The sequence below is a fragment of the Pedobacter gandavensis genome, assembly GCF_014172405.1.
In the GTDB taxonomy this organism is placed as follows: domain Bacteria; phylum Bacteroidota; class Bacteroidia; order Sphingobacteriales; family Sphingobacteriaceae; genus Pedobacter; species Pedobacter gandavensis.
In genome coordinates this window covers 23,457-46,998 of the sequence record NZ_WNXC01000002.1, presented here as the reverse complement: position 1 = coordinate 46,998, position 23,542 = coordinate 23,457, and the positions used below count along the sequence as shown (strand labels likewise).

Here is a 23,542-nt window from a genome sequence, read left to right as displayed (position 1 = left end):
TGAAATTATGTTTAAAAGCATTGTTGTTTGTACCGCATTTTTACTAAGTACCTTGTGTTTAAAGGCACAAAATATTGCCTGGGAGCTGGTTGCTCCAGGGGTTTGGAAAGGTACGGTTGGTGCGCCTGAAAGTTATAATTTGTTAACGGCTTCAGGAGCGAAGCCCTACCTGGAAGGTTTAAATAAAATGGGTACTGCCGCTTTCCCGATGGTACAGCAGGAAGTGGTTGCCCAGTTAAAGGATGGGAAAACGTATTTGCGCTTTCCCTTAAAAAAGGCAGAGCAGTTGTTTGGGTTTGGATTAAACTTCCAAACCGTTCATCAGCGGGGAAAGATTCTTGAACTCCATGTAGATCATTTTGGCGGTAAAGACAATGGCCGTACGCATGCACCAACGCCTTTCTACGTGTCTTCTGATGGTTATGGGGTTTTCATCAACTCGGCACGTTACCTTAAAGTTTATGCGGGTTCAGCAGTTCGGAGAGACAGTGAAAATGCACCGGCGGCCAAAGATCGGAATACCGATAAAACCTGGGCCTCACGCCCTTATTCTGATGCCGTGGAAATTCTTGTTCCGGCAGAAGGGGTAGAGTTTTACGTTTTCGCCGGTCCGACGCCACTAAATGCAGTGAGCAGGTACAATCTTTTTAATGGTGGTGGCCCTTTGCCTCCGCGTTGGGGATTGGGTTTTACGCAACGCGTGAAAACGCTGTTTACCGCTGAAGATGTAGAGAAAGAAGCGAGCACATTTGCAGAGAAAGGTTTTCCTTTGGACTTTATCGGTCTGGAACCGGGCTGGCAAAGTAAAGCCTACCCTTGTTCTTTTGAATGGGATAAAACCAGGTTCCCAAATCCTGCTGGATTTGTAGGCGATATGTTGAAGAAAGGAATCAGATTGAATTTATGGACCAATCCATATGTTTCACCGGAATCTCCAATCTATAAGGAAATTAAGCCTTTTACTGCAGACCATACGGTTTGGTTAGGCGCAGTTCCAGATTTGACCCTGCCTCAGGCGCAGCAATTATTGTTTGGTCAATTGAAAAAGAGTCAGGTAGATATTGGGGTAAGTGGTTATAAATTTGATGAAGTAGACGGTTACGACCATTACCTATGGCCAGATGTGACCAGTTTCCCTTCCGGAAAAACGGCAGAGCAGATGAGGCAGACTTACGGTTTACTGATGCAGCGTTACAGTACAGATTTATTTCATGAGCGCAATCAGCGGACTTTTGGATTGGTTAGGGGCTCTAATGGCGGAGGAACCTCTTTTCCATATGTGATTTACAATGATTATTATAACCATGAAGATTTTATAACGGCTTTAATCAACAGCAGTTTTGCTGGAGTTTTGTGGACACCAGAAGTGCGGGCTTCTAAAACAGGAGAAGAGTGGTTGCGCAGGATGCAATCGGTGGTATTCTCACCAATGGCAATGATCAATGCCTGGTCTAGCGGTACAAAACCATGGTCTTATCCTGAAGTGGAACAACAAGTGAAGGATATGGCAATTTTGCGAATGCAAATGATGCCTTACTGGTACAGCGAGTTTGCGAAATACCATTTCCAGGGGATTCCTCCTTTTCGTGCCATGAATTTGGAGCCTGGCTTTGCTGTGGGTCCGGAGAAAGAGGTAAAGAGCAATAATCTGGAAGATAATCCTTACGTAGAGGCAGTAACAAAAGAAGTAAAAGATCAATATATGGCAGGGGAGTATTTATTAGTTGCCCCAATGTTTGCCGGAAAAACCACACGTACGGTCATCCTTCCAAGGGGAAAATGGTTTGATTTTTATACCGGTGATTTTGTTGGAGATGGGACCGTAATTACGGTAACACCAGGCTTAGATCGTATTCCAGTGTATGTAAGAGATGGTGGGATTATTCCGATGGGACCAGCCTTAATGCATGCGCCAAAATCAACGGATAAGATCGATTTGGAGATCCGCTATTATGGAACTAAGCCGGCAACTTATCAATTGTATGATGATGATGGGGAGACTTTTAACTATGAAAAGGGAGCCTTTAGCTTCCGCGAGGTTAAAATGGAGCTCGGAAAAGATGGTAAATTGAAGGCCTCGATCAGCGCTGCTGTTAAAGGAAAACCGAATACATTGAATAAAATCAGTTTTAAAGCAATGACTACAAAGAACCAATTATGAAAAAATTGATTTTAACAGCTTGTACGGCAGCTTTTCTATTGGCAGGCACTCCCCGGTTTGCCAGTGGAAATCTGTTAATTGAAGTGGTAAAGCAGGATGTTGCTGAAGTAAAGCAAGGTGCAGATGAAATAAAAAAGCAAGCGGAATTGACTTTAAGAAAGCATGTCATGGCACAAGCAAAATGGGCCATGCAGCAAAAACCGATTACGGTAACGGCAGAAAACTCTTCCAGAAGTGCAGGAGGTTTACATGATTTTTTCTCTGAAGGTGACTATTGGTGGCCAGATCCTAAAAACCCTGAAGGGCCTTACGTCCAGAAAGATGGGATGACAAATCCGGAAAACTTTGTAGCACATCGTTTAGCAATGATCCGTTTTAGTCAAATTATTGGGGCTTTAGCTTCAGCATATCGCCTAACGGGGGAAGAAAAATATGCCAAACAATCGATGGTACATTTGAAGGCCTGGTTTATCAATGAGGGAACCCTGATGAATCCTCATTTGAAATTTGCACAAGCCATCAAAGGTAGATTTACCGGACGTGGAATTGGAATTATCGATACCATCCAGTTGATGGAGGTAGCACAAGGGGTAATTGTAATGAAGGAAGTATTGAATAAAGAGGTGTTGAATGGTGTGAGAAATTGGTTTTCTGAGTACCTGAACTGGTTGATGACACATCCATACGGGAAAGATGAGTTGAAAGCAGAAAATAACCATGGTACTTGTTTCACGATGCAAGTGGCTTCTTTTGCTAAACTAACAGGAAATCAGGAATTGTTGAGGTTTTGTAGCGAGCGTTACAAAACGGTATTGTTGCCTAATCAGATGGCTGCCGATGGTAGCTTTCCAAGGGAGTTATCGCGTACTAAACCTTATGGTTACTCAGTTTTCAACCTGGATGCCATGACCACGCTTTGTCAGATTCTATCTAGCCCTAAAGACAACCTTTGGACTTTTGAAACGCCAGATGGGAAGTCCATCAGGAAGGGAGTAGCCTATTTCTATCCTTTTGTAAAAGATAAAAGTAAATGGCCTTTAAAGCCGGATGTGATGCATTGGGATAATTGGCCGGTGGCTCAGCCTTTCTTAATCTTTGCTGCTGATGCCTTTCAGGAGCAAGAATGGTTAAAGACCTGGCAGAAATTGGATCATGATCCTCAAGTAGATGAAGTGATTAGAAATTTGCCAATCAGGAATCCATTGATTTGGTTGAATTAATGATTAGGGCCGTTTTATAACGGCTGTTTCAGCATGTGAAAGTATTGGGTTGAATGACCTGTTGGTTTAAAGGTTTTTAGATTGTAAATAATGAATTGTAAAGCGGCTTTTTTATTACTTTCTTTATCGCTTAGCTCAGGTTATAGTTATAGCCAGGTGGCTGGTGATGAGGATAAAGAAATGTTTAACCAGGCAAAAGCGCGTGATGAGCGAGCCATTGAGGATGCAAAAAAAGGCTGGTGGACTGCCTCTATGAAAGATCATGAGCAGCGGATTAAATGGTGGCGGGATGCTAAGTTCGGGATGTTTGTCCACTGGGGATTGTATTCCATTCCTGAGGGGGAATGGAAAGGGAAAGTAGTGAACGGTTATGCCGAACATTTGATGCGAAAGGAAAAGATCAGTAAAGCGGATTACCTGGAGCTTGCTCATAAATTTAATCCCTTGAAGTTTAATGCAGAAGAGTGGATTTTAGATGCTAAAAAAGCAGGGATGAATTACTTCATCATCACGGCCAAGCACCATGATGGTTTTGCCATGTTTGACTCTAAAGTGTCCGATTTTGACGTGATGGACCAGACGCCTTTTAAGCGTGATCCGATGGCGGAATTGGCTGCAGCGGCCAAGAAACATGGGATGAAGTTTGGTTTTTATTATTCCCATGCTTTTGATTGGGAAGATCCGAATGCACCGGGCAACGATTGGGAATATAAGAACCCAGGAGGAGATCAATTGATTGGCGGAGCAAACTGGTTTGACAACCATCCAGATTGGTTGCCAAAAGCGCAGAAATATGTAAATGAGAAAGCGATTCCTCAGATTAAAGAATTGATCAACAAGTATCATCCAGATATTCTATGGTTTGATACCCCTCATAAATTACCCTTTTCTGAAAATCTGAAAATCCTTCAAGCGATTAGGGAAACAGATCCGAATATTGTTGTAAATGGCCGTTTGGCGAGAAGTGCAACCGGAAATTTTGGTGATTACCAGAATACGGGAGATCGGCCAGCTGAATTCCGTACGGTGAGTGGAGACTGGGAAGCGATTCCCACCACAAATGAGTCGTATGGTTATTCCAAACACGACAACAGTCATAAGTCTGCCCAGTTTTTTATTCGCTTACTGGCGAATGCAAGTTCCCGCGGGGGAAACCTTTTGATGAACATTGGCCCTAAGGGAGATGGAAGTTTTGACCAGAAAGATCAGCGTATTTTGGATAGTATTGGTCCATGGCTACATAAAAACAAGCTTTCCATATTTGGAACGAGTCGCTCTGTTTTGCCGATTCCGGCATGGGGGGTGATTACCCAGAAGGATAAACAAGTATATCTACATGTTTTTGACTGGCCTAAAGACGGGAAATTGGTCTTGGGAGGTTTGAAATCGGAGGTCAAAGCGGCTTATCTGTTAAATGATCCTGCAAAAAAGAATTTATTAGTTAAGCGTTTAGGGCCGGCAGACCTGAGTATTTCAGTGCCTGGAAAGGCTCCTGATGCTGCGGATGCAGTGGTGGTTTTGGAGCTAAATGCAGCTTTGAAGGTAGATACGCTCCGATTGTTGGCTGATAAAGATTTGACCAATCGGTTGTTGTCTTTTGATGCGGTATTGCATGGGAAAGGATTTGGTTTTGGAGACGGGAAAACCGACCGCTATTTTGTGGATGGGTTAAAATCTGAAGGGCAATATTTTTCCTGGGATTTTAAAACCTTAGCGCCTGCAAAATATAAGGTCCTGGTAAAGTACCTGCCAGGAACGGATCCGAAAGGTAGCTACCGACTGGAGTTGGGCGCTTTGAATGTTGAAAACCCAATAATCGCTCAGAAAACAGGAGTTGTTAGTCAGGAAATAGGCATTGTGGATTTGTCTCATGGAGCATATCAGTTAAAACTTTCTGCCGCAAAAGCACATGGTGTTGAGCTGATGAAACTGTTAGAAGTTCAGTTGATTCCAATTGCCCTTTAGCAAATCGTCATGAAACAAGAGGACTCCCATGATATAAAGCTTTTCTGAAATAGGAAGCCGCTATGAAATAATTAAATGTAATTACCCATATAATATTTAGAATAATGAAAAGATACTTTTTTACTGTACTAGCTCTTTCTTTGCTGCATACCAGCACATTTGCTCAGAAACCGAACGTTAAAAAGGCGTTTAAGCTGGCTGCTAAGCAAACAGAATATATGTTGAAGGAGGTGGAGGATGCGAAACTTCATGCTGGAAATCCGGCATTAGTTTCGCCAAGGACGATTGAAAATGGAAAGCTGAAATTGGTGGCTTCTAAGGATTGGACCAGTGGTTTCTTTCCAGGTGTGTTGTGGTTTTTATACGAATACAATCATCAACAACCTTGGATGAAAGAAGCGAGGAAGTTTTCTGCTGCAATAGAGAAGGAAAAGCTGAACGGTACCACGCACGATATGGGTTTTAAAGTGTATTGTAGTATTGGAACGGGATATCGCATTACAAATGATGCCCATTATAAAGAGGTAATTTTAGAATCAGCGAAGAAATTGGCTACCCGATTTAATCCTAAGACGGGGGTGATTTTATCTTGGGATCACAGTCGGGATAAATGGGTAAATCCGGTAATTATCGACAATATGATGAACCTGGAATTGTTATTCGAGGCGACCAGGTTGAGTGGCGATTCTTCTTTTTACAAGATTGCGGTGAGCCATGCGAATACGACCATGAAAAACCATTTCCGTCCGGATTATAGTTCTTATCATGTGATTGATTACGACCCACAAACTGGTGCTGTATTGAAAAAACAAACTCACCAGGGCTACAGCCATGAATCCGCATGGTCTAGAGGACAAGGCTGGGCACTTTATGGTTACACGATGTGTTACCGTTTCACCAAAGATCCAGTTTATTTAAAACAGGCAGAAAATATTGCAGCTTATATCTTGAATCATCCGAATATGCCAAAAGATTTGGTTCCTTATTGGGATTTTAATGCACCAAGCATTCCAAATGAGCCTCGTGATGTATCCGCGGCTGCGGTAATCGCTTCAGCATTGTATGAATTGAGTGGTTATAGTGATCAAAAGAAAACCTATCTGAATAAAGCAAATGTGATGATGAACAGCATGGCGGATAAATATACAGCGCCGGTAGGAACGAATAAAGGGTTTATTCTGATCAGCAGTACGGGTTCTAAACCTTCGAATTCTGAAGTAGATGCGCCACTTTCTTATGCAGACTATTATTATTTGGAAGCCTTGTTGAGAGCGGATCAATTGAAATAACGAGCATATAAGGCTGGTTATCCTATCCATATTGGGACCGGTTGGATTGGACAATAACAAGAATCAACAACATAAAATTTAATATAAACATGATGAAAAAGAACCAGTTAATGATTGTCGTATTGATGAGTGGGAGTTTGTTATTGTCCAGTTGTGAAAAAGAAAAATCTGCTGTAGCGGAACTTAAACTGTCTACACCAGTTTTGAAAGTTAGTCCGGGGGAAAATCAGGTTGCTGCTGTTTTATTTAATGGCGATGCGAGTAGGGGCTCCGAAAATGTTTGGAAAGCCATTAATATTGAAGGCACAGGTGCGCTCAGCACAGTTACTGACGAAACAGGGGTGTTGACCTGGAAGTTTTTGAAACCCTTGAACAGTCACCGTACCGAAGTTCGTGGCGCAAAGAATTTTCAGGCTGCAGAAGGTGATGAAATTTATATTGGATTTACCAGTAAACTGCTCATCCCTTCCAATTTAAAAACCGAAGCGATCTTTCAATGGAAATCTTATCCAACAGAGGGTTCCTTGCAAAATCACCCTTTGATGCTGAGAACAAAAGGAGGTAAGTTGGAACTGCAACATTTTGACGATAGTCATGTGGCTACGGTACCTTGGTCTATTAATCTGCCTGTAAACACCTGGATGAGCTTTGTGATCCGGATGAAGGTATCCAGAAATCCAAGCGTAGGATTTATTGAATTTTGGTACAATGGTGTGAAGCAAACTTTGGCAAATGGCACAGAACGCCTGACTTGCAGAACACTTGATGTAGCAGACTGTGATCCTAAATGGGGTGTTTATGGGGGCGATGAGGCCGAGGTAACGCACTATGTGAAGAAGATCAGAATTGGGACTACTTATGCAGATGCTGCGCAGTAATCTGCTTTTAACAAATCGACTGGAATACATAGATAAGTTCTCAGCAGGGTGGTAATATTGCTGAAACATCAGCCAATTGAAGAGTGTGCTCCTTGTCAAATATGCAGTACATTAGGAGACCTAACCATTATATAAATTATGCGTAAAATATCATTAGCCCTAATCATAGCGCTTTCTTTTTTTATTCAGTTGGCCCAAGGTCAGCGCGCCCTGACAAAAGACGAACGGATGGCTTGGTGGCGGGAAGCCAAATTTGGCATGTTCATTCACTGGGGCGTCTACGCACAGTTTGCGGGGGTGTACAAAGGCCATGAACAACTTCGTGGGGGTGCAGAATGGATCATGAACAGATCTAAAATCCCTGTTGCTGAATATCAGGAAATGGCGAAAAGCTTCAATCCGACAAAATATGATGCCGATGCCTGGGTAAAAATGGCGAAAGATGCTGGGATGAAATACCTGATCATTACGGCTAAACATCATGACGGATTTGCATTGTTCAACTCAAAAGCGAGTAAATGGGACATCACTGATGCGACTCCTTATGGGAAAGATCTGCTGAAACCATTAGCAGAAGCTTGTAAGAAATACGGAATAAAACTGGGTTTTTACTATTCTCAGGCACAAGATTGGAACAATCCAGGTGGATCAGCTGCACGAAAAGAAATGAGAGAAGGATGGGCAAATCCTGATTCTACTAAGATTGATGCCTATACATTGGCTAATAAGGGACATTGGGATCCTGCGCAGCAGACCAAAACTTTTGACCAATATATTGATGAGGTTGCTGTTCCACAAGTGAAAGAATTGATGACCAATTACGGCGATATCGCTGTGCTTTGGTGGGATACCCCAACAAACATGACGGATGAGGCTGCAATGAAACTACAAGACGCGTTAAAAACGCAACCTCAAATCATTACCAATGACCGTTTGAAGAGACCTAATTTTCCTGGAGATACTAAAACTCCAGAGCAAAAAATTCCGAATCAGGCAGAATTGGATGGTATGGATTGGGAAACTTGTATGACCATGAATGGCACTTGGGGATTCCGTACTGCCGATCATAAATGGAAATCAAGTGAGACACTGATCCGCAACTTAGTAGATATCGCTTCTAAAGGGGGGAATTATTTGTTGAATGTTGGCCCAAAACCAGATGGTACTTTTCCTGAGGAAAGTATACAACGTTTGAGCGATATTGGCAAATGGATGAAAGTAAATAGTGAAGCGATTTACGGTACAAAAGCCAACCCATTGGCACCTTTGGATTGGGGACGTTGCACAAGAAAGGAAATCAAAAAGGGTACCGTACTTTATTTTTCTGTATTCAACTGGCCTAAAGATGGGGTCTTAGTGGTTCCTGGCCTTAAGAATAAAGTCATCTCCGCTTCGCTTTTAGCGAAAGGTAAGGGGAAGGTGAGTACAGCAAGAAAAGGCGATGACCTGTTAATTTCTGTGCCATCGGAGGCTCCTGATGCGGTAGCTTCAGTAATTCGTGTGGAATTTGAAGGTCCGGTGGATCATCAGGTAACGAATCAACCTAAAAAAGAAATGAAAACCGGTGCATTAGATTAGGAAAATGAAAACGATAATTTTTACTTTTTTTCTGGTATGGATAGCGCTTGCCGGACAGGCGAAGGATTACCGAATCCATTCTGCAAAAGAATTGGAAGCCTTGGTTTTATCTCCGGGAGATCGGGTGTTGATGGAACCGGGGGAGTGGAAAGATCAAAAAATTGTATTTAAAGGCAATGGGACCAAAGCGCGTCCCATTGTTTTGTTGGCAGCAAATCCGGGAAAGACGGTGCTTAGCGGGAATTCTTCGTTGGTGATTGATGGAGCCTGGTTATTGGTGGATGGATTGTCTTTTGAGTATGGCTTTTTAACTGGTGGGGAAGTCGTTGATTTTTCTGAGAAATCTACCTATTGCAGGCTCACAAATACCGCGATTGTTGATTACAATAACCCGGATGAAAAAGTGGATTACCGCTGGGTTTCTTTAAGAGGAAGCCGCAATCGGGTAGACCATTGCTTTTTTAAGGGCAAGCGCCACCAAGGGGTTACCCTTATCGTATGGCTTTCGGATACCCCAAATTACCATCAGATCGATCATAATTATTTTGGACCTCGCCCGGAATTAGGTAGAAACGGCGGAGAGACGATTAGGATCGGGACAAGTACCTGGTCTTTTCATGATTCGTTTACAGTAGTAGAAGAGAATATTTTTGAGCATTGTAATGGGGAGTTAGAGGCCGTTTCAAATAAATCATGTAAGAATATCATTAGGAATAACCTGTTTTATGAGTGCAAAGCGACATTGACGTTGAGGCATGGTAACCATGCTGAAGTGTATGGGAATTTCTTTCTTGGCAATGGAAAACCTGGAACCGGTGGCGTACGCATCATCGGGGAGGATCACTTTGTGCATGACAATTACTTTCAGGATTTGACAGGAACCAGTGTTAGTGCGGCAATTTCTGTGATGGCCGGATTGCCAAATCCGATATTAACCAGTCATTGGCAGGTGAAAAATGCGGTGATTACAGACAACCTGATTGTCAATTGTAAAGAGCCTTTTGCCATTGCCGCAGGATATAATCCGGGTAGGTATTTGCCTGCTTTGAATACTGTTTTTGCAAAGAATATCATTGTTGCGAATGAATCTCCACTAAAGTGGTACGATGAAAGGGTCGTGATTGATTTTAAAGATAACCAGATCTTCAGTAAGTCTTATTCTGGTACTCCTGAAAAAGGCTTTGTTCTAAAAAATGAGGTCGTAAAAAGGATGGAAAATGGTTTGTATTTAAAACCAGGACAGCCTGCGTTTAAGCCCTTTTGGGAAAGCACTAAAATTGGACCTGATTGGGCTAAATTGAATACTTCTTTTCCAGTGTTGTAATTCCATGCTGTATATTTCGTTTCCTGAAGAGATCTTTATCTGTTTTTTTCTGGCTATAATTCTTTTTTAATATAATTCTTTCGATGAAGAGATCAATTCTTATTTTCCCTTTGCTATGTATGGCAATTGCCGGACAAGCACAACAAGTTTCCCCGCTGTGGACCGATTTTGTGAGCGCAAAACAACAGGGTAAAACGCCGGTACTTCCGGATTTTTCCTATGCCGGATACCATTGGTCGGAAAAAGAACTGCCTGCTTTGACAGGCAAAAAAGTATTTAAAGTAGCAGATTATGGCGCGATCTCAAATGACGAGTTATATGATGATGCAGCGATCCAGAAAGCAGTTGATGCTGCAGAAGCAAATCCAGGTGGTGGTATTGTTTTCTTTGAACGGGGGAAGTATTTGATCGCTCCAGATGAAGATGCTAAAAAGCAAATCCGGATTTCTAAAAGCGGGATTATTTTGAAGGGGTCTGGAAGTGGCGCCGGTGGTACGGAAATCTACCAGGCAAATATGCGGATTAATGGGCGCCAGTTTTTGTTTAAGCCCCAGGAAGGAAGTACAAAAAAACTAACCACCATTACCGGAGATGTTGGTCGGGAAACTTTTTCTGTAAATGTTCAGGATGCATCGAAATTAAAAATAGGGCAGGATGTGGTGATCCGTCATAAATCTGAGGAATTTACCAAGATGTATTTTGCCCCATTGGATTTAAAACCACAGTGGACGAGGTTGTTCGGCGATAAGGGAGGAATGCAGATTTATGAGATTCACACGATCACAAAGATTGCCGGAAATCAGGTTAGTTTTAAAAACCCGATACACCTGGATATCAAAATGGTAAAGAGTGGAAGCTGGGATCTAGAAAGTTACAATTCGATCTCAGAATGTGGCATTGAAGACCTGATGTTCTCCAGTAACTGGAAAAACTATCCGGAAGAATTTATTCACCATAAGAATGAGATTCATGATTACGCCTATGAAGCAGTTGGCATGGAATATTTGAAGGATAGCTGGATCAGGAATTGTGAGTTTCATGACCTGAATGAGGGGGTTTTTATTCGTTCGGGTTATCGGATGACCATCGAGAACACTCATTTTAGAGGAAAGAAGGGCCATGCTTCTGTTCATGCGCGGACTGGATATGGCGTATTGGTAAAGAACTGTTCCTTCAATGGGGCACAACACCATGGTGCCGGAACTGGTTATAGCGCCGTAGGAACGGTGATTACGAAGTGTAGCCTGGGCATAGATCAAAACTTTGACATCCACTCCGGACAACCTTATGCAACGCTATATGATGATGTGCAAGGAGGAGTGTTCTATAATCTTGGTGGGCCAGAACCTGGATATCCGCACCACGGTAAGGAGCTGGTGCTTTGGAATTTTCAGCATAGATCAGTTAAAGATCAGCATTATGATTTTTGGGACAGTTCACGCAGAAGAAATTATACGATCGCATTACCTATTCTGGTTGGATTTACATCTAATAAAATCGTAACTTTTGACCATACCGGGATTAATGAATCGCAAGGAAAACCTGTACTTCCTGTGTCTTTGTTTGAGGCACAACTTCAATGGAGATTAAAAGGAAGCGACCTGACGAAAGCTAAATAAATTAAATTGTACATGGGAAAAGTATTTAAGTTCTTCTTGATCGCAGTGGTTTTTATCACTGGTTTGGAGAGCTATGGGCAATCGAAAACACGGATTGTTTGTGTAGGGAATAGCATCACCTTTGGTTCTGGCTTGAAAGATCGGACTAAGGAATCTTATCCTGCACAGTTGCAAACGCTACTTGGACCCGATTATGAAGTGTTAAATTTTGGGGTTAGTGGGGCAACGATGCTTAAAAAAGGGAATAAACCTTATTGGAACACTCCGGAGTTTAAACAAGTCCTGAACAGCAGGCCGAATCTGGTTTTTATTAAGTTAGGAACGAATGATAGTAAACAAATCAACCGCGCACAGATGGCTGATTTCGTGGCGGATTATAAGGATATGGTTCATACTTTCCAGCAATTGGATACCAAACCCAAAGTTGTTTTGTTATTGCCATTGAAAGCCTTTTCTGATACTAAATTTGGAATTTCAGGTACTTATTTAAGAGATAGCCTGATCGCTATGGTACAAAAAGTAGCTTATGATGAACAGTTGGAATTGCTGGATCTTTATTCCTTGTTTGCGGATAAAGAAGCTTTACTAGTGGATAAAGTCCATCCGAATGCGGTAGGTGATGGCTTTATCGCGGAACGTCTACATTCCTTTGTCCTTCAAAAAAATAAAGCAGGAAAAGACCTTGCTAAGCAGATTAAAACGCCAATTAAGCGAAGTTCTTTTTATGGCTATGAAGAATTGAGTTTTTCATTTAAAGGACGTGAGGCGCTGATTGTGAGTCCGAAGTTAGTGGCAAAAGGAATGCCTTGGGTATGGAGAGCCAGGTTTTTTGGGCATGAGCCCCAAACGGATATCGCTTTGCTGGAACGCGGTTTTCATGTTGTTTACTGTGATGTGGCAGAGTTGTTTGGCAATGCGGAAGCCATTGGGATTTGGAATGATTTTTACAAATCGCTGCAAAAAATGGGTTTTGCTAAGAAAGCAGTGATGGAGGGGATGAGTAGAGGCGGTGTATATGTTTATAATTGGGCTGCAACAAATCCGGATAAAGTGGCTTGTGTGTATGCTGATAATCCGGTGCTGGATTTAAAAAGCTGGCCAGGAGGAAAAGGCAAAGGACCTGGCAGTAAAGACAATTGGGCTGCTTTCTTAAAAGATTATGGTTATGCCAACGATGCGGAGGCTGCGGAATTTAAAGGCAGTCCGATAGATCAGATTGCTGCGATTGTGAAGGGGAAATATCCAATGTTACACGTGTGTGGAGATCTGGATGAGGTGGTTCCAATGGCAGAAAACAGCCTTCCTTTTGCCGAGAAGATAAAGGCTGCGGGAGGAAATATCCAGTTGATTCATAAACCAGAAGGCAAGCATCATCCACATAGTCTTCCTAATCCGCAACCTATCGTCGACTTTATTTTAAAAGCAACCGGTTATTAGCCTTTTGGTTGCTTTCTTTAAGTTGTTTGGTGGTTATGGGGTTTTTATTCCGGCGGCTTTAAGTTGTGCGAGGAATAAAGATTGGGGTAACAGGTTTTTCTGATCCTGACCTTCCCATTCCCCATCAGGTTTTCCAGGCAATCGTCCGGCTACTTTTTTTCCTTTAAGGCCAATTGCATAGTTTTTTCCAGATGCCCAAGGGTTTTGGACCGCTGCAGATTCTACCGTGCAGTTCCATAAAACCTGTGTAACGCCGGACCAGCCATGTCCACTGCCCCAGTTGCCACGGTCTTGAACGTTGATTTGTCCATCGGTTTCGATGTTGTCGTATAGCGTTCCAGTTGCCCAACGGTGGTGAGGGCCTATATCGGCATGGGTATTTGTGGATTTACAGTTGTAAAATACATTGGGGCCTGCTGTTTTGGCACCGGTTACGTAATCGTGTCTACCTTCCGTAGTTTCCAGATTCATAAATAGGTTTTGTTGTCCGTTGTTGTTGAAGGAATACCTTCTACCGCCTGTAATGATTGATTTTGCATCCAGACACTTGGAGTCTTTCACGGTGACGTTTTTTGCGCCAGTATTTAGGCTAACTGCCGCATAGATAAAAAATCGCGCAGTGATGCCGGTTACCCAAGCATTCTCAATGTTGTCAAAGTCGACCGCAATATTGCCATGATCTTCATCAATATCACTCGCATATTCTGATTCAAAAAGGATGTTTTCTACACCAACTTCTTGTAAGCGACCTTTGAAGTTGCATTTGTAAATGGCTCCGGTACTGTATTTCTGATCTATGGTCATAACCACCGGGTTATCTATAAAGACCGTATTCCCGTTGATTTTGGTGATTTCTCTTTCATAAGAAAGGTTATAATCGTTGGCTTGCCATTGTTTGGTGCCTTGTCTGGCGATGATCTGATCCATTTGCAAATCCTTGATCCAATTGCTGCTACCTGGTCTGAAAAGGACGATTTTATCTCCGGCTTTAAATGCTTTAGCATCGGTAACCTGGAAGGATTTTGCGCCTGTAGGGACATAGGTATCGGTGATGTTGACTCTTGTTCCAGGGATTTCTGTAAGCTGACCGCTGCCTTTAATTTCAATTAGCGAGCGGGAACCTTTACCAGTAGCAATGAGTTTGGTGCCATTGGCTTGATCACCTTCACCTTTTAATACGATGCCATCAGATTTGATGTGTATGGTTCCGGCAATCGGATAACTTCCTTTAGTCAACAAGATCGTCCCCCGATGGCCATTTTTATCGGCAGGCAAAGCGGCTAGTTCGTCAATTGCCTGTTGGATCATGTTTCCTGCATCGCCCTTGCCAGGATATAGGGTTTTGAATAGTTTAAGTTTTGGAATGGGTCTTGAGCCATGATGATAACCTACCAGACTGAAATCTGGAATGGTATTTCCTTGCTCATCGGGGTGGTAAGTGATGGTTCCATTTTTATTGACATCCAGGAATTTCGACTTCCATGGGCCATTGTGGGTGCCAGAGGAATCAGAACTTGTTATGAGGAACTTAGGTTCGATCATAGCGCTATCCTTGGTAAAGGAAAGAAGAACTGTGCTGGTCAGAAGGGCCAGCACAGTTCGGGTAAATTTGTGCTTCATTTGATGGTCAGTATTTGGTTTATGACCATGCAATAGCGCGATAATATTCTAAATTTTGATCGTTTATATTGGCAGGGTAATCAAGCGGTTTGGCAATTAGAACAAAAAGCCTGGACACTAAATTTTCATTCTTTGGATGCGTACTGCATTTAAGATGGCCAATAAGGCTACCCCTACATCTGCGATTACGGCTTCCCATAGGTTGGCAACCCCGCCTGCACCAAGAATGAGCACAATCGCTTTCACGCTCATGGCAAGGATGATGTTTTGCCAAACGACACTTCTGGTGAGTTTACCAATTTTTATGGCGGCTACTATTTTGGAAGGTTGATCGTTCTGGATGACAATATCGGCAGTTTCAATGGTTGCATCGCTACCCAATCCACCCATGGCAATTCCTGCATCTGCCAGGGCAACTACAGGCGCATCGTTTACACCATCGCCAACAAATGCAAGGGTTCTACCTTCTGCTTTAAGGTTTTCTACTTTTGTCACTTTGTTTTCAGGGAGCAGGTCGCCAAAGGCCTGGTCGATGCCTAAAAAGGCAGCAACTTTATTGACTACACTTTGCTTATCTCCACTCAGCATAACCGTTTTGATATTCAAAGCGTGTAAGTCTGCGATGGCCTGTTTTGCATCGGCTTTGACTTCATCCGCAATGGTGACATAACCGGCATATTTCTGAGCGATTGCTACGACCACTACTGAGTCCACAATTTCGTCTATTTCTGCAGGATAAGGGATATTGAATTTTTTAAGGAGTTTTGCATTACCAGCAAGCACTTCTTTACCATCGATCAGGCCTTTAAGGCCATGACCTGCAATTTCTTCTACGTGACCGATCTTGTTTTGGTCTGGCGTAGTTCCTGCGTATTCAGCGATTGCAGTGGCGATCGGATGTGTAGATTTACTTTCTATAGCCGCCAACAACTGTATAAATTCTTTCTCTTCAATGCCCTCAGTATTGACTTGCTGCACTTGGAAAACACCCTTGGTCAGGGTACCTGTTTTGTCCATCACCACGGTATTAATTTTAGTCATGATGTCCAGGAAGTTCGATCCTTTAAACAGGATACCATTTCTGGATGCCAGTCCGATCCCTCCGAAATAACCAAGTGGGATGGAGACTACTAAGGCGCATGGACAGCTGATCACCAGGAATACCAATCCACGGTAAAACCAGTCCTGGAAAATGTAATCTGCTACAAAAAAGTAAGGAAGGGTGATGAGCATGACCGCCAATAGGAATACAATAGGCGTATATACTTTAGCAAACCGGGAAATGAAAAGCTGGGTTTGTGATTTTCTGGCGGTAGCATTTTGTACCATTTCCAGAATTTTGCTCAACTTACTATCTTTAAACAATGACTTTACCTGTACTTGTGCCAGCTGGTTTAAATTGATCATTCCGGCTAATACCTGATCCTCTTTGGTTTTGGAATCGGGTTTACTTTCACCGGTTAGGGCAGCGGTATTGAAAGTCGCTTTTTCCGAATAAAGTACGCCATCCAGGGCAACTTTTTCACCAGGTTTTATTTGAATAATTTCGTCAATGGCGACTTCGGCCGGGGCAACAGTCATCACTTTTCCGTCGCGAATTACATCCACGCTATCTGGTCTGATGTCTAATAAGGCTTTAATACTTCTTTTAGCTTTACTTACCGCACTATCCTGGAACCATTCTCCAATAGAATAGAAGACCATAACGGCTACACCCTCACTATAGGAACCAATGGCGAAGGCACCAATAGTAGCTACGCTCATCAGGAAAAACTCATTGAAGAAGTCTAACTTCATGGCTTTTCTGAAAGCCAGGTATAAAACATTATACCCAGCCAAAAGGTAGGCAGGTACAAAAATGATCAGTTGGGTGACTTGGTTAAAGGTGATGTTAAATCCGTAATCCAGCGTAAGCATGATGATTACGACAGCTAGTGCGGTAAGGAGTGGCCAATGGCTGGCCCATGAGTCCGGTTCTCCGGATCCGTGGTTGTGCCCATCATCGTCATCATGGCCTTCATGAGCGGCGTGCTGATGCCCATCGTGTTGATGTTCAGCAGCGGAATGCTGATGATTCGAATGGCTATTTTGGGGATGTGTATCCTGGCATTTTATGGCCGTTTTAACGGTTTCTTCTGTATCGCAGCAATCATTGACTTTCATAGGTTTGGCATCTTGATTAAAATTAATATACAAATTTACCAGCAATAATGATGCAATGCTATTGCAATGTTAGTCCGGGCTGCAATGGTCACAAATCCCCTTGATCACCAAATTCATCTCTTCAGGTCTGAATTTTTTAGGGAGTGAGATTTCTGGAATTTTAGTGTTAGGGAGACAAAAAGTTTCTTTGCAACTGGTACAATAGAAATGTACGTGAAGGTCATGATGATGATCGCCATCACATTCCTCCAGGCATAAAGCATATTTTGTAGTCCCCGTTCCATCATCGATGTGGTGGACCAGGCCTTTCTCTTCAAAAGTTTTCAGTGTACGGTACAGGGTAATCCTGTCGGATGGCTCCATGCCTTTCTCCAGATCATTCAGACTAATGGCTGCATTTTGTTGCGTTAAAAAATCCAATACCAGCAGTCGCATGGCAGTAGGGTTGATGTTTTTATTTTTTAGCCTTTGTTCGATGTCTTTTTTCATTGAGTTGATCTTTATGAGGTTACATTTCTTTAAGGATTTGTAACCTCGTCTGGACATTAGCAAAAATACCGATTTTTAATGGGAGTGAGCTGTTGGTGCTGTAGATTTCGATTGCAGGTAAAATGCTCCTTTAACCACTAGTCTGGTGTTTTTAGGAAGTTTTTCTAATGGGCTGATGCTGATATATCCCAGTTCTGAAACTCCGGTTACTACTTCTATTTTTTTGAAATGAGTGCCATGTTCATGTTGCTCTTCTGCCTTAGGGCTGTCTTTTTCAGGCTGAGCAGTTTTTTTTGTTGGCGCTACTTTTTCATGTTCGTCAGTTTTTGCTTCCTCTTCCACAATGAAAATATATTCTTTTCCTTCTGCCTTTACGACTGCATCTATGGGTACTGCTGGTGATTTTTCAGTGCCTACACTGATCAATCCAGTTACATACATACCAGGGATCAGGTTTGGTAAAGGCTTTGTGATTACCGCATGAACAATTACACCCTTGGTATCATCTTCAAATGATTTGTTGATCCCGATTAGGTGTCCTTCAATTTGCTGATTATCTTGATTGGTTAATCGGAAACTCACTTTCTGACCAATCTGAACCTTGAAAAGATCTTTCTCATATACGAGTAAATCGGCATGGATCTTTGAGTTGTCAACGATGTCCATTAAGGAAGTGCCTGGTTGTACAAAAGCACCTGTGGTGACCTGAATGGTACCAATAGTACCGGAAATGGGAGCTGTAATTGTCGTTTGCGCGGTGATATTTCCAGCGGAAACGTTTTTAGGGGAGATTCCTTGTTGTTGCAGCTGACGTTCCAAAGCTTTGATCTTTGAAAGCTCGGTATGGTAATTTGCTTCTGCCAATTGGAAAGACCTACCTGTTCCGGCATCTGCGGCTTTCAATTGTTGTTGGCGTTTATATTCGGCATCAACAAAAGAGAACCCATTTTTCGCAGATAGGTAATCCTGTTGCAGTTTAATCATTTCCTGATTTTCGACCACGGCCAAAGCTTGTCCTTTTTTTACTTTTTGTCCTTCAAGAACATTGATTTTACGAATGATCCCACCGGAAAGTAAGTTTACCTTGGCCTCATTTTGCGGGGGTACCGCCAATTGGCCACTTGCTTTTACCACAGCGGTCAGGTTTTTCTCTTGAATGGTGCCGATTTCAATGCCTACTGCTTTAATTTGTTGCTCCGTCAGTTCAATTTCATCGCTATGCTCAGCTTCGTCTTCATGTACTTCTGTGACTTCTTTTTCTGCAGGTTTTTCTTTTTTGCCATTGCAGGCGGTTAGGGAAGTACCCATCAATACTGCGAAAATTAGGCTAAGTGCTAAGTTGTTTTTATATAAGTTCATCTGATTATTCTCCTTTGATAAATACCAATTGAATGGTGGTCTGGTTTAACTGATTTAGGGTTTCTAGGTAAGTGATTTGGCTTTGAATGGCCAGGGAAATGTTCTGTACATATTCCATGTAGCCGATCTCTCCAAGATCAAATGATACCTGGGCGATACGCAATTGCTCCTTTGCCTGTTTTAAACCTACACTGGTATAATAGTCCAGAATCTGTTTGTTTTTCAGGTATTCCTGAAATATTTGCTCGTATTGAATTTCCAGTTCACGCGCTGTGTTCTGGTAATCGTTTTCTGCGATCTGGACGGCAATTTTCTCTGCTTTCACTTTAGCGCGACCGGCACCATTGAATAGAGGCACTGCAATACCAACCTGCATCCCGGCAATGCGGGTGCCGGGTGTATAACTCCGGTCGATGTTTGCAGGGTTAAAGGATTTGATTACCATTTGCTGACTATAACCGAGCGTAAAATCAGGCATGGCTTTAGCTTTCTGCAAGGCGATCTTTGCATTGGCAATGGCAACCTGTTGCTGCTGGTAGCTGAGCAGGGGATTTAAGCTTTTATTCGCTGAATCTAATTTAATGGCCGTTAATAAAGGTAATTCAGTTGAAGCCAGCAGGATTGGATTCCTGGTGTTTAGCAGTTGCTGAATGCTCAGTTCCTGGATTTTCAATTCCGCTTGAGCGGCATTTTTTAGGGCCTGAACTTCCTGATACTTGTTTCTGGCGGTCATGAGTTCCAGGTTGGAAGTTTCACCTGATTTATGCCTTACTACTGCTTTTTTGATGAAGCTCTGATAGATACTGTCCTGGAAGTTCAAGACTTTTAAAGTCTGGATGTAGTATAAGTAATTGTAATAGGCGGTTTTGGTATCCCTAACGATTTCTGAACGGGAATAGTTGAACGCTTTTTCAGTTAAGGTAGTTTCCATTTGTAACACCTTATTCTGGTTCTTATACAATCCTGGCCAGGAAAAAGTCTGGGTTACATTAACCGAGTTGTCATTACCGCCTCCACTTGTTGGATCCTGAGTGACAGAGAATTCTGTTTTTGCAGGGTCAAAGCCAGATTTTTGTAAAACCTTAGACTGGTCTATGCCCAGCTTGGCAGATTTCAACTTGAGGTTGTTGTTAACCGCCATTGCAATCATACTGTCTAAGCTGAGCGGTTTGTTTTGTGCTGTAGCGGTATTGATGCTGCTAAAGCTGGTTAAACCAATTGTGCCGATGATCAATAAGCTTTTTACCATTTGATTGGGATTTAATGTTCCGGTATTTTCTTTTTTTCTGGAAAACAATAAGTATAAACAAGGAAGTACAAATAGGGTGAGTAGCGTAGCGGAAAGTAGTCCACCAATCACTACTGTGGCCAAAGGTTTTTGTACTTCTGCACCTGCGCTACCAGAAAGTGCCATTGGCAGGAAGCCCAGGGAAGCTACTGCGGCGGTCATAATTACCGGACGTAACCTCACTTTGGTACCTTCCATCACACGCTGATAGATATCGGTCATGCCTTCTTCTTTCAATTGATTGAAATAACCAATCAATACAATTCCATTTAATACAGCTACCCCAAATAAAGCGATGAAGCCTACTCCGGCAGAAATACTGAATGGCATATCTCTCAGAATCAGGGCGAAAACACCTCCGATTGCAGATAGCGGAATGGCAGTAAAGATCAGGAGCGTCTGACTAAAGGATTTAAAGGTCATGTATAGTAAGCCCATGATCAGGATTAGTGCAATAGGCACCGCAATAGATAACCTGTCTTTTGCTTTCGTTAAGTTTTCAAATTGGCCACCATAAGTCAGGTAGTATCCGGAAGGGAGTTTTAATTTTTTGTCCAGGATCGTTTGAATTTCTGCAACTGTACGTTCTACATCCCTACCTTTTACATTAAATCCGACATAAATTCTACGTTTGCCATCTTCTCTGGAGATCTGTGCCGGCGCATTTTTTAAGGTAATGCTGGCGACCTGGTTCAGTGGTACTTTATTGCCGGAAGGCAATGGAATGTAGAGGTTTTCGATGCTGGAGATGTTCTCACGGAGGTCTCTTTGTAAACGGACCACCATTTCGAATCTTTTCTCTCCTTCAAAAATAACCCCTGCGGTATTTCCTGCAAAGGCGGTTCTAAGGAGTGTGTTGACATCGGAAATGCTCAGGCCATATTGCGCGATTTTATCGCGATCATATTCCACTACAATTTGTGGAAGGCCAGTTACCTGCTCTACAAAAGGTTCATTGACACCTTGAACAGGTGCAATTAATTTGGCGATTTTATTGGCTTGTTGTGTCAATACATCCAGATCTTCACCATAGATTTTTATAGCGACATCTTGCCTAACACCCGTCATGAGTTCATTGAAACGCATTTGCATAGGCTGCGTAATTTCTATGTTGACACCTGGCAGGATGGACAATGCTGCTTCCATCTTTTCGGACATTTCTTCCTTTGTTTTTGCGGAGGTCCATTCTTCTTTGGGTTTCATAGCCACCATCATATCGCCTCGTTCTACAGGCATTGGGTCGGTAGGGATTTCGGCACTACCAATGCGGGTTACCACTTGTTTAACCTCAGGGAATTGCGCTTTTAATATTTTCTCGGCCTTGCCAAAAGTCTCTACTACCTGACTTAGAGAGGTTCCTTGCGACATAGAAATTTCTACTGCGAGGTCACCTTCTTCTAATTGCGGCAGGAATTCTCCGCCCATACTGTTGAATACCCAGAGGGTGATGGCAAATAATAAAACGGCTGCGGCTACTGTGAGCTTTTTGAATTTCAATACTGCTTTCAGCGCTGGTTGATAAACGCGCAGCATGGCATCCATGATTTTATCGGAAATATTGCGCTTGTGTTGCGTGTTTTTGCTTAAGAATAGGGCCGCCATCATTGGCACGTAAGTCATGGATAAGATGAATGCACCCACAATGGCAAAAACTACCGTTTGCGCCATTGGTTTAAACATTTTACCTTCAATTCCGACTAAGGTCAATAGGGGAAGGTAAACGATCAGGATGATGATTTCGCCAAAAGCGGCACTGTTCCTGATTTTTGAGGAAGCGGTGTATACTTCCTGATCCATCTGTTCATTGCTTAGTGGCAGGTTATCTTTTCCTTGATTTCTGGTGGTTAACCGGAAGATGATGGCTTCCACAATAATCACGGCACCATCTACGATCAGCCCGAAATCAATTGCACCAAGGCTCATTAAGTTTCCGGAGACACCAAAAAGACGCATCATCGCAAATGCAAATAGCATGGAAAGTGGGATTACGGAGGCCACAATTAAACCGGCTCTCCAATTACCCAATAGTAGGAGTAGCACAAAAATAACGATCAGCGCGCCTTCGATCAGATTTTTCTGAACCGTGCTGATGGATCTTCCCACCAATTCTGTACGGTCAATGAAAGGCTCTATTACCACACCTTCAGGAAGGGATTTTTGAATTTGTTCTATGCGTTCTTTTACGTTTTTGATGACCTCATTGAAGTTTTCTCCTTTGAGCATCAGCGTGATTCCGGCTACAACTTCGCCTTCACCATCACGGGTTACGGCACCATATCTGGTGGCAGAACCAAATTGTACGGTAGCCACATCCCTGATGAGGACGGGTACACCGCCCATGTTCTTTACGACAATCTTCTCAATGTCTGCCAGGCTTTTTACTTGTCCGACGCCACGGATGGTATAGGAATTACTTTGTTGTTCGATATAGGAACCTCCGGTATTCTCATTGTTGTTTTCTAATGCTTTATAGATATCTGCAATGGTAATGTTAAGGGAGTTTAGTTTGTCGTTATCTAAGGCGATTTCATATTGTTTTACATAGCCACCCCATCCACTTACTTCAGCTACGCCTTTTGTACCTGCGAGTTGTGTTCTAACCACCCAGTCTTGTAAAGTCCTGAGGTCTGTAGCATTGTATTTCTTTTCATAGCCTTTTTTGGTATGTAGCACATATTGATAAATCTCCCCCAATCCTGTAGTAATGGGAGCAAGGGCAGGTTCGGCCAATCCTTTCGGGATATTGGCTTCGGCTTCTTTCAGTTGAGCACTTACCTGCTGGCGTGCCCAGTAAATGTCGGTGTCATCTTCAAATACAATGGTGATCACAGAGATTCCAGACCTGGAGATGGAACGTTTTTCCAGTACCTGTGGGATGTTGGCCATGGCCAGTTCTATAGGTGCTGTAATAAATTGCTCTACTTCCTGTGCACCTAAACTCGGTGCCTGGGTCATGATTTGTACCTGGTTGTTGGTGATGTCGGGTACCGCATCTATGGGCAGTCTGGTTAAGGAGTAAATGCCCCAGATTACCAGGGAAAGTGTCATTATACCAATAGCCAGTTTATTCTTTATAGAGAATAAAATAATTTTATCAAACATAAGGGTTTGTCTTGTTGCTGAAAATAATCAATACGTAAATTCATCAGTGA

At 42.7% G+C, this 23,542-nt stretch carries 14 protein-coding genes; 9 read left to right on the top strand and 5 right to left on the bottom strand.

What is annotated here, in order from left to right; translation table 11 throughout:
- Positions 1–7 precede the first annotated feature (7 nt).
- The 9 genes from GM920_RS08115 to GM920_RS08075 all read left to right on the top strand — a co-directional run bounded on the left by GM920_RS08115 (position 8) and on the right by GM920_RS08075 (position 13,471).
- Positions 8–2,161: a glycoside hydrolase family 31 protein gene (locus GM920_RS08115; RefSeq protein WP_182955565.1), complete on the top strand. Its 2,154-nt coding sequence runs from the start codon at positions 8–10 to the stop codon at positions 2,159–2,161.
- On the top strand, positions 2,158–3,381 hold the full coding sequence (locus tag GM920_RS08110) for an alginate lyase family protein (protein ID WP_182955562.1): 1,224 nt from the start codon (positions 2,158–2,160) through the stop codon (positions 3,379–3,381). The genes GM920_RS08115 and GM920_RS08110 overlap by 4 nt, the downstream gene beginning before the upstream one ends.
- Before the next feature lie 90 nt (positions 3,382–3,471).
- Entirely contained in the window at positions 3,472–5,346 is a 1,875-nt protein-coding gene (locus GM920_RS08105) for an alpha-L-fucosidase (RefSeq protein ID WP_182955560.1), read from the top strand.
- A 104-nt stretch (positions 5,347–5,450) separates the two neighbouring features.
- The gene (locus GM920_RS08100) at positions 5,451–6,635 is read left to right on the top strand and encodes a glycoside hydrolase family 88 protein (RefSeq protein ID WP_182955557.1); all 1,185 of its coding nucleotides are present in this window, start codon (positions 5,451–5,453) and stop codon (positions 6,633–6,635) included.
- An 89-nt stretch (positions 6,636–6,724) separates the two neighbouring features.
- Positions 6,725–7,513 carry a heparin lyase I family protein gene (locus tag GM920_RS08095; RefSeq protein ID WP_235964482.1) on the top strand — a complete coding sequence of 263 codons (789 nt, stop codon included), beginning with the start codon at positions 6,725–6,727 and terminating at the stop codon, positions 7,511–7,513.
- A gap of 138 nt (positions 7,514–7,651) precedes the next feature.
- On the top strand, positions 7,652–9,091 hold the full coding sequence (locus tag GM920_RS08090; RefSeq protein ID WP_182955554.1) for an alpha-L-fucosidase: 1,440 nt from the start codon (positions 7,652–7,654) through the stop codon (positions 9,089–9,091).
- 4 nt (positions 9,092–9,095) lie between these two features.
- Positions 9,096–10,415 (top strand): polysaccharide lyase 6 family protein, encoded by a 1,320-nt coding sequence (locus GM920_RS08085; protein ID WP_182955551.1) that lies wholly within the window; start codon positions 9,096–9,098, stop codon positions 10,413–10,415.
- Between the two features lie 83 nt (positions 10,416–10,498).
- Entirely contained in the window at positions 10,499–12,034 is a 1,536-nt protein-coding gene (locus tag GM920_RS08080) for a DUF4955 domain-containing protein (protein ID WP_182955549.1), read from the top strand.
- Positions 12,035–12,046: 12 nt separating this feature from the next.
- Positions 12,047–13,471: a GDSL-type esterase/lipase family protein gene (locus GM920_RS08075; protein WP_182955546.1), complete on the top strand. Its 1,425-nt coding sequence runs from the start codon at positions 12,047–12,049 to the stop codon at positions 13,469–13,471.
- A 33-nt stretch (positions 13,472–13,504) separates the two neighbouring features.
- Here GM920_RS08075 and GM920_RS08070 read toward each other — a convergent pair whose 3' ends face one another.
- The 5 genes from GM920_RS08070 to GM920_RS08050 form a co-directional block, all read right to left on the bottom strand.
- Positions 13,505–15,091, bottom strand: coding sequence for a hypothetical protein (locus GM920_RS08070; RefSeq protein ID WP_182955543.1), 1,587 nt, complete (start codon positions 15,089–15,091; stop codon positions 13,505–13,507).
- Positions 15,092–15,208: 117 nt separating this feature from the next.
- Positions 15,209–17,254 carry a heavy metal translocating P-type ATPase gene (locus tag GM920_RS08065; RefSeq protein ID WP_182955541.1) on the bottom strand — a complete coding sequence of 682 codons (2,046 nt, stop codon included), beginning with the start codon at positions 17,252–17,254 and terminating at the stop codon, positions 15,209–15,211.
- Between the two features lie 69 nt (positions 17,255–17,323).
- Positions 17,324–17,743 carry a Fur family transcriptional regulator gene (locus GM920_RS08060; RefSeq protein ID WP_182955538.1) on the bottom strand — a complete coding sequence of 140 codons (420 nt, stop codon included), beginning with the start codon at positions 17,741–17,743 and terminating at the stop codon, positions 17,324–17,326.
- Between the two features lie 75 nt (positions 17,744–17,818).
- The gene (locus tag GM920_RS08055; RefSeq protein ID WP_182955535.1) at positions 17,819–19,102 is read right to left on the bottom strand and encodes an efflux RND transporter periplasmic adaptor subunit; all 1,284 of its coding nucleotides are present in this window, start codon (positions 19,100–19,102) and stop codon (positions 17,819–17,821) included.
- Between the two features lie 4 nt (positions 19,103–19,106).
- A complete protein-coding gene (locus GM920_RS08050; protein ID WP_182955533.1) occupies positions 19,107–23,492 on the bottom strand; it encodes a CusA/CzcA family heavy metal efflux RND transporter in 4,386 nt (1,461 codons plus the stop codon).
- Positions 23,493–23,542: the final 50 nt, after the last annotated feature.

What these genes read in the sequence shown, in the direction of transcription:
- GM920_RS08115 (WP_182955565.1), top strand. Translation starts at nt 8, where the DNA reads ATGTTTAAAAGCATTGTTGTTTGTACCGCATTTTTACTAAGTACCTTG.
- GM920_RS08110 (WP_182955562.1), top strand. Translation starts at nt 2,158, where the DNA reads ATGAAAAAATTGATTTTAACAGCTTGTACGGCAGCTTTTCTATTGGCA.
- GM920_RS08105 (WP_182955560.1), top strand. Translation starts at nt 3,472, where the DNA reads ATGAATTGTAAAGCGGCTTTTTTATTACTTTCTTTATCGCTTAGCTCA.
- GM920_RS08100 (WP_182955557.1), top strand. Translation starts at nt 5,451, where the DNA reads ATGAAAAGATACTTTTTTACTGTACTAGCTCTTTCTTTGCTGCATACC.
- GM920_RS08095 (WP_235964482.1), top strand. Translation starts at nt 6,725, where the DNA reads ATGATGAAAAAGAACCAGTTAATGATTGTCGTATTGATGAGTGGGAGT.
- GM920_RS08090 (WP_182955554.1), top strand. Translation starts at nt 7,652, where the DNA reads ATGCGTAAAATATCATTAGCCCTAATCATAGCGCTTTCTTTTTTTATT.
- GM920_RS08085 (WP_182955551.1), top strand. Translation starts at nt 9,096, where the DNA reads ATGAAAACGATAATTTTTACTTTTTTTCTGGTATGGATAGCGCTTGCC.
- GM920_RS08080 (WP_182955549.1), top strand. Translation starts at nt 10,499, where the DNA reads ATGAAGAGATCAATTCTTATTTTCCCTTTGCTATGTATGGCAATTGCC.
- GM920_RS08075 (WP_182955546.1), top strand. Translation starts at nt 12,047, where the DNA reads ATGGGAAAAGTATTTAAGTTCTTCTTGATCGCAGTGGTTTTTATCACT.
- GM920_RS08070 (WP_182955543.1), bottom strand. Translation starts at nt 15,091, where the DNA reads ATGAAGCACAAATTTACCCGAACTGTGCTGGCCCTTCTGACCAGCACA.
- GM920_RS08065 (WP_182955541.1), bottom strand. Translation starts at nt 17,254, where the DNA reads ATGAAAGTCAATGATTGCTGCGATACAGAAGAAACCGTTAAAACGGCC.
- GM920_RS08060 (WP_182955538.1), bottom strand. Translation starts at nt 17,743, where the DNA reads ATGAAAAAAGACATCGAACAAAGGCTAAAAAATAAAAACATCAACCCT.
- GM920_RS08055 (WP_182955535.1), bottom strand. Translation starts at nt 19,102, where the DNA reads ATGAACTTATATAAAAACAACTTAGCACTTAGCCTAATTTTCGCAGTA.
- GM920_RS08050 (WP_182955533.1), bottom strand. Translation starts at nt 23,492, where the DNA reads ATGTTTGATAAAATTATTTTATTCTCTATAAAGAATAAACTGGCTATT.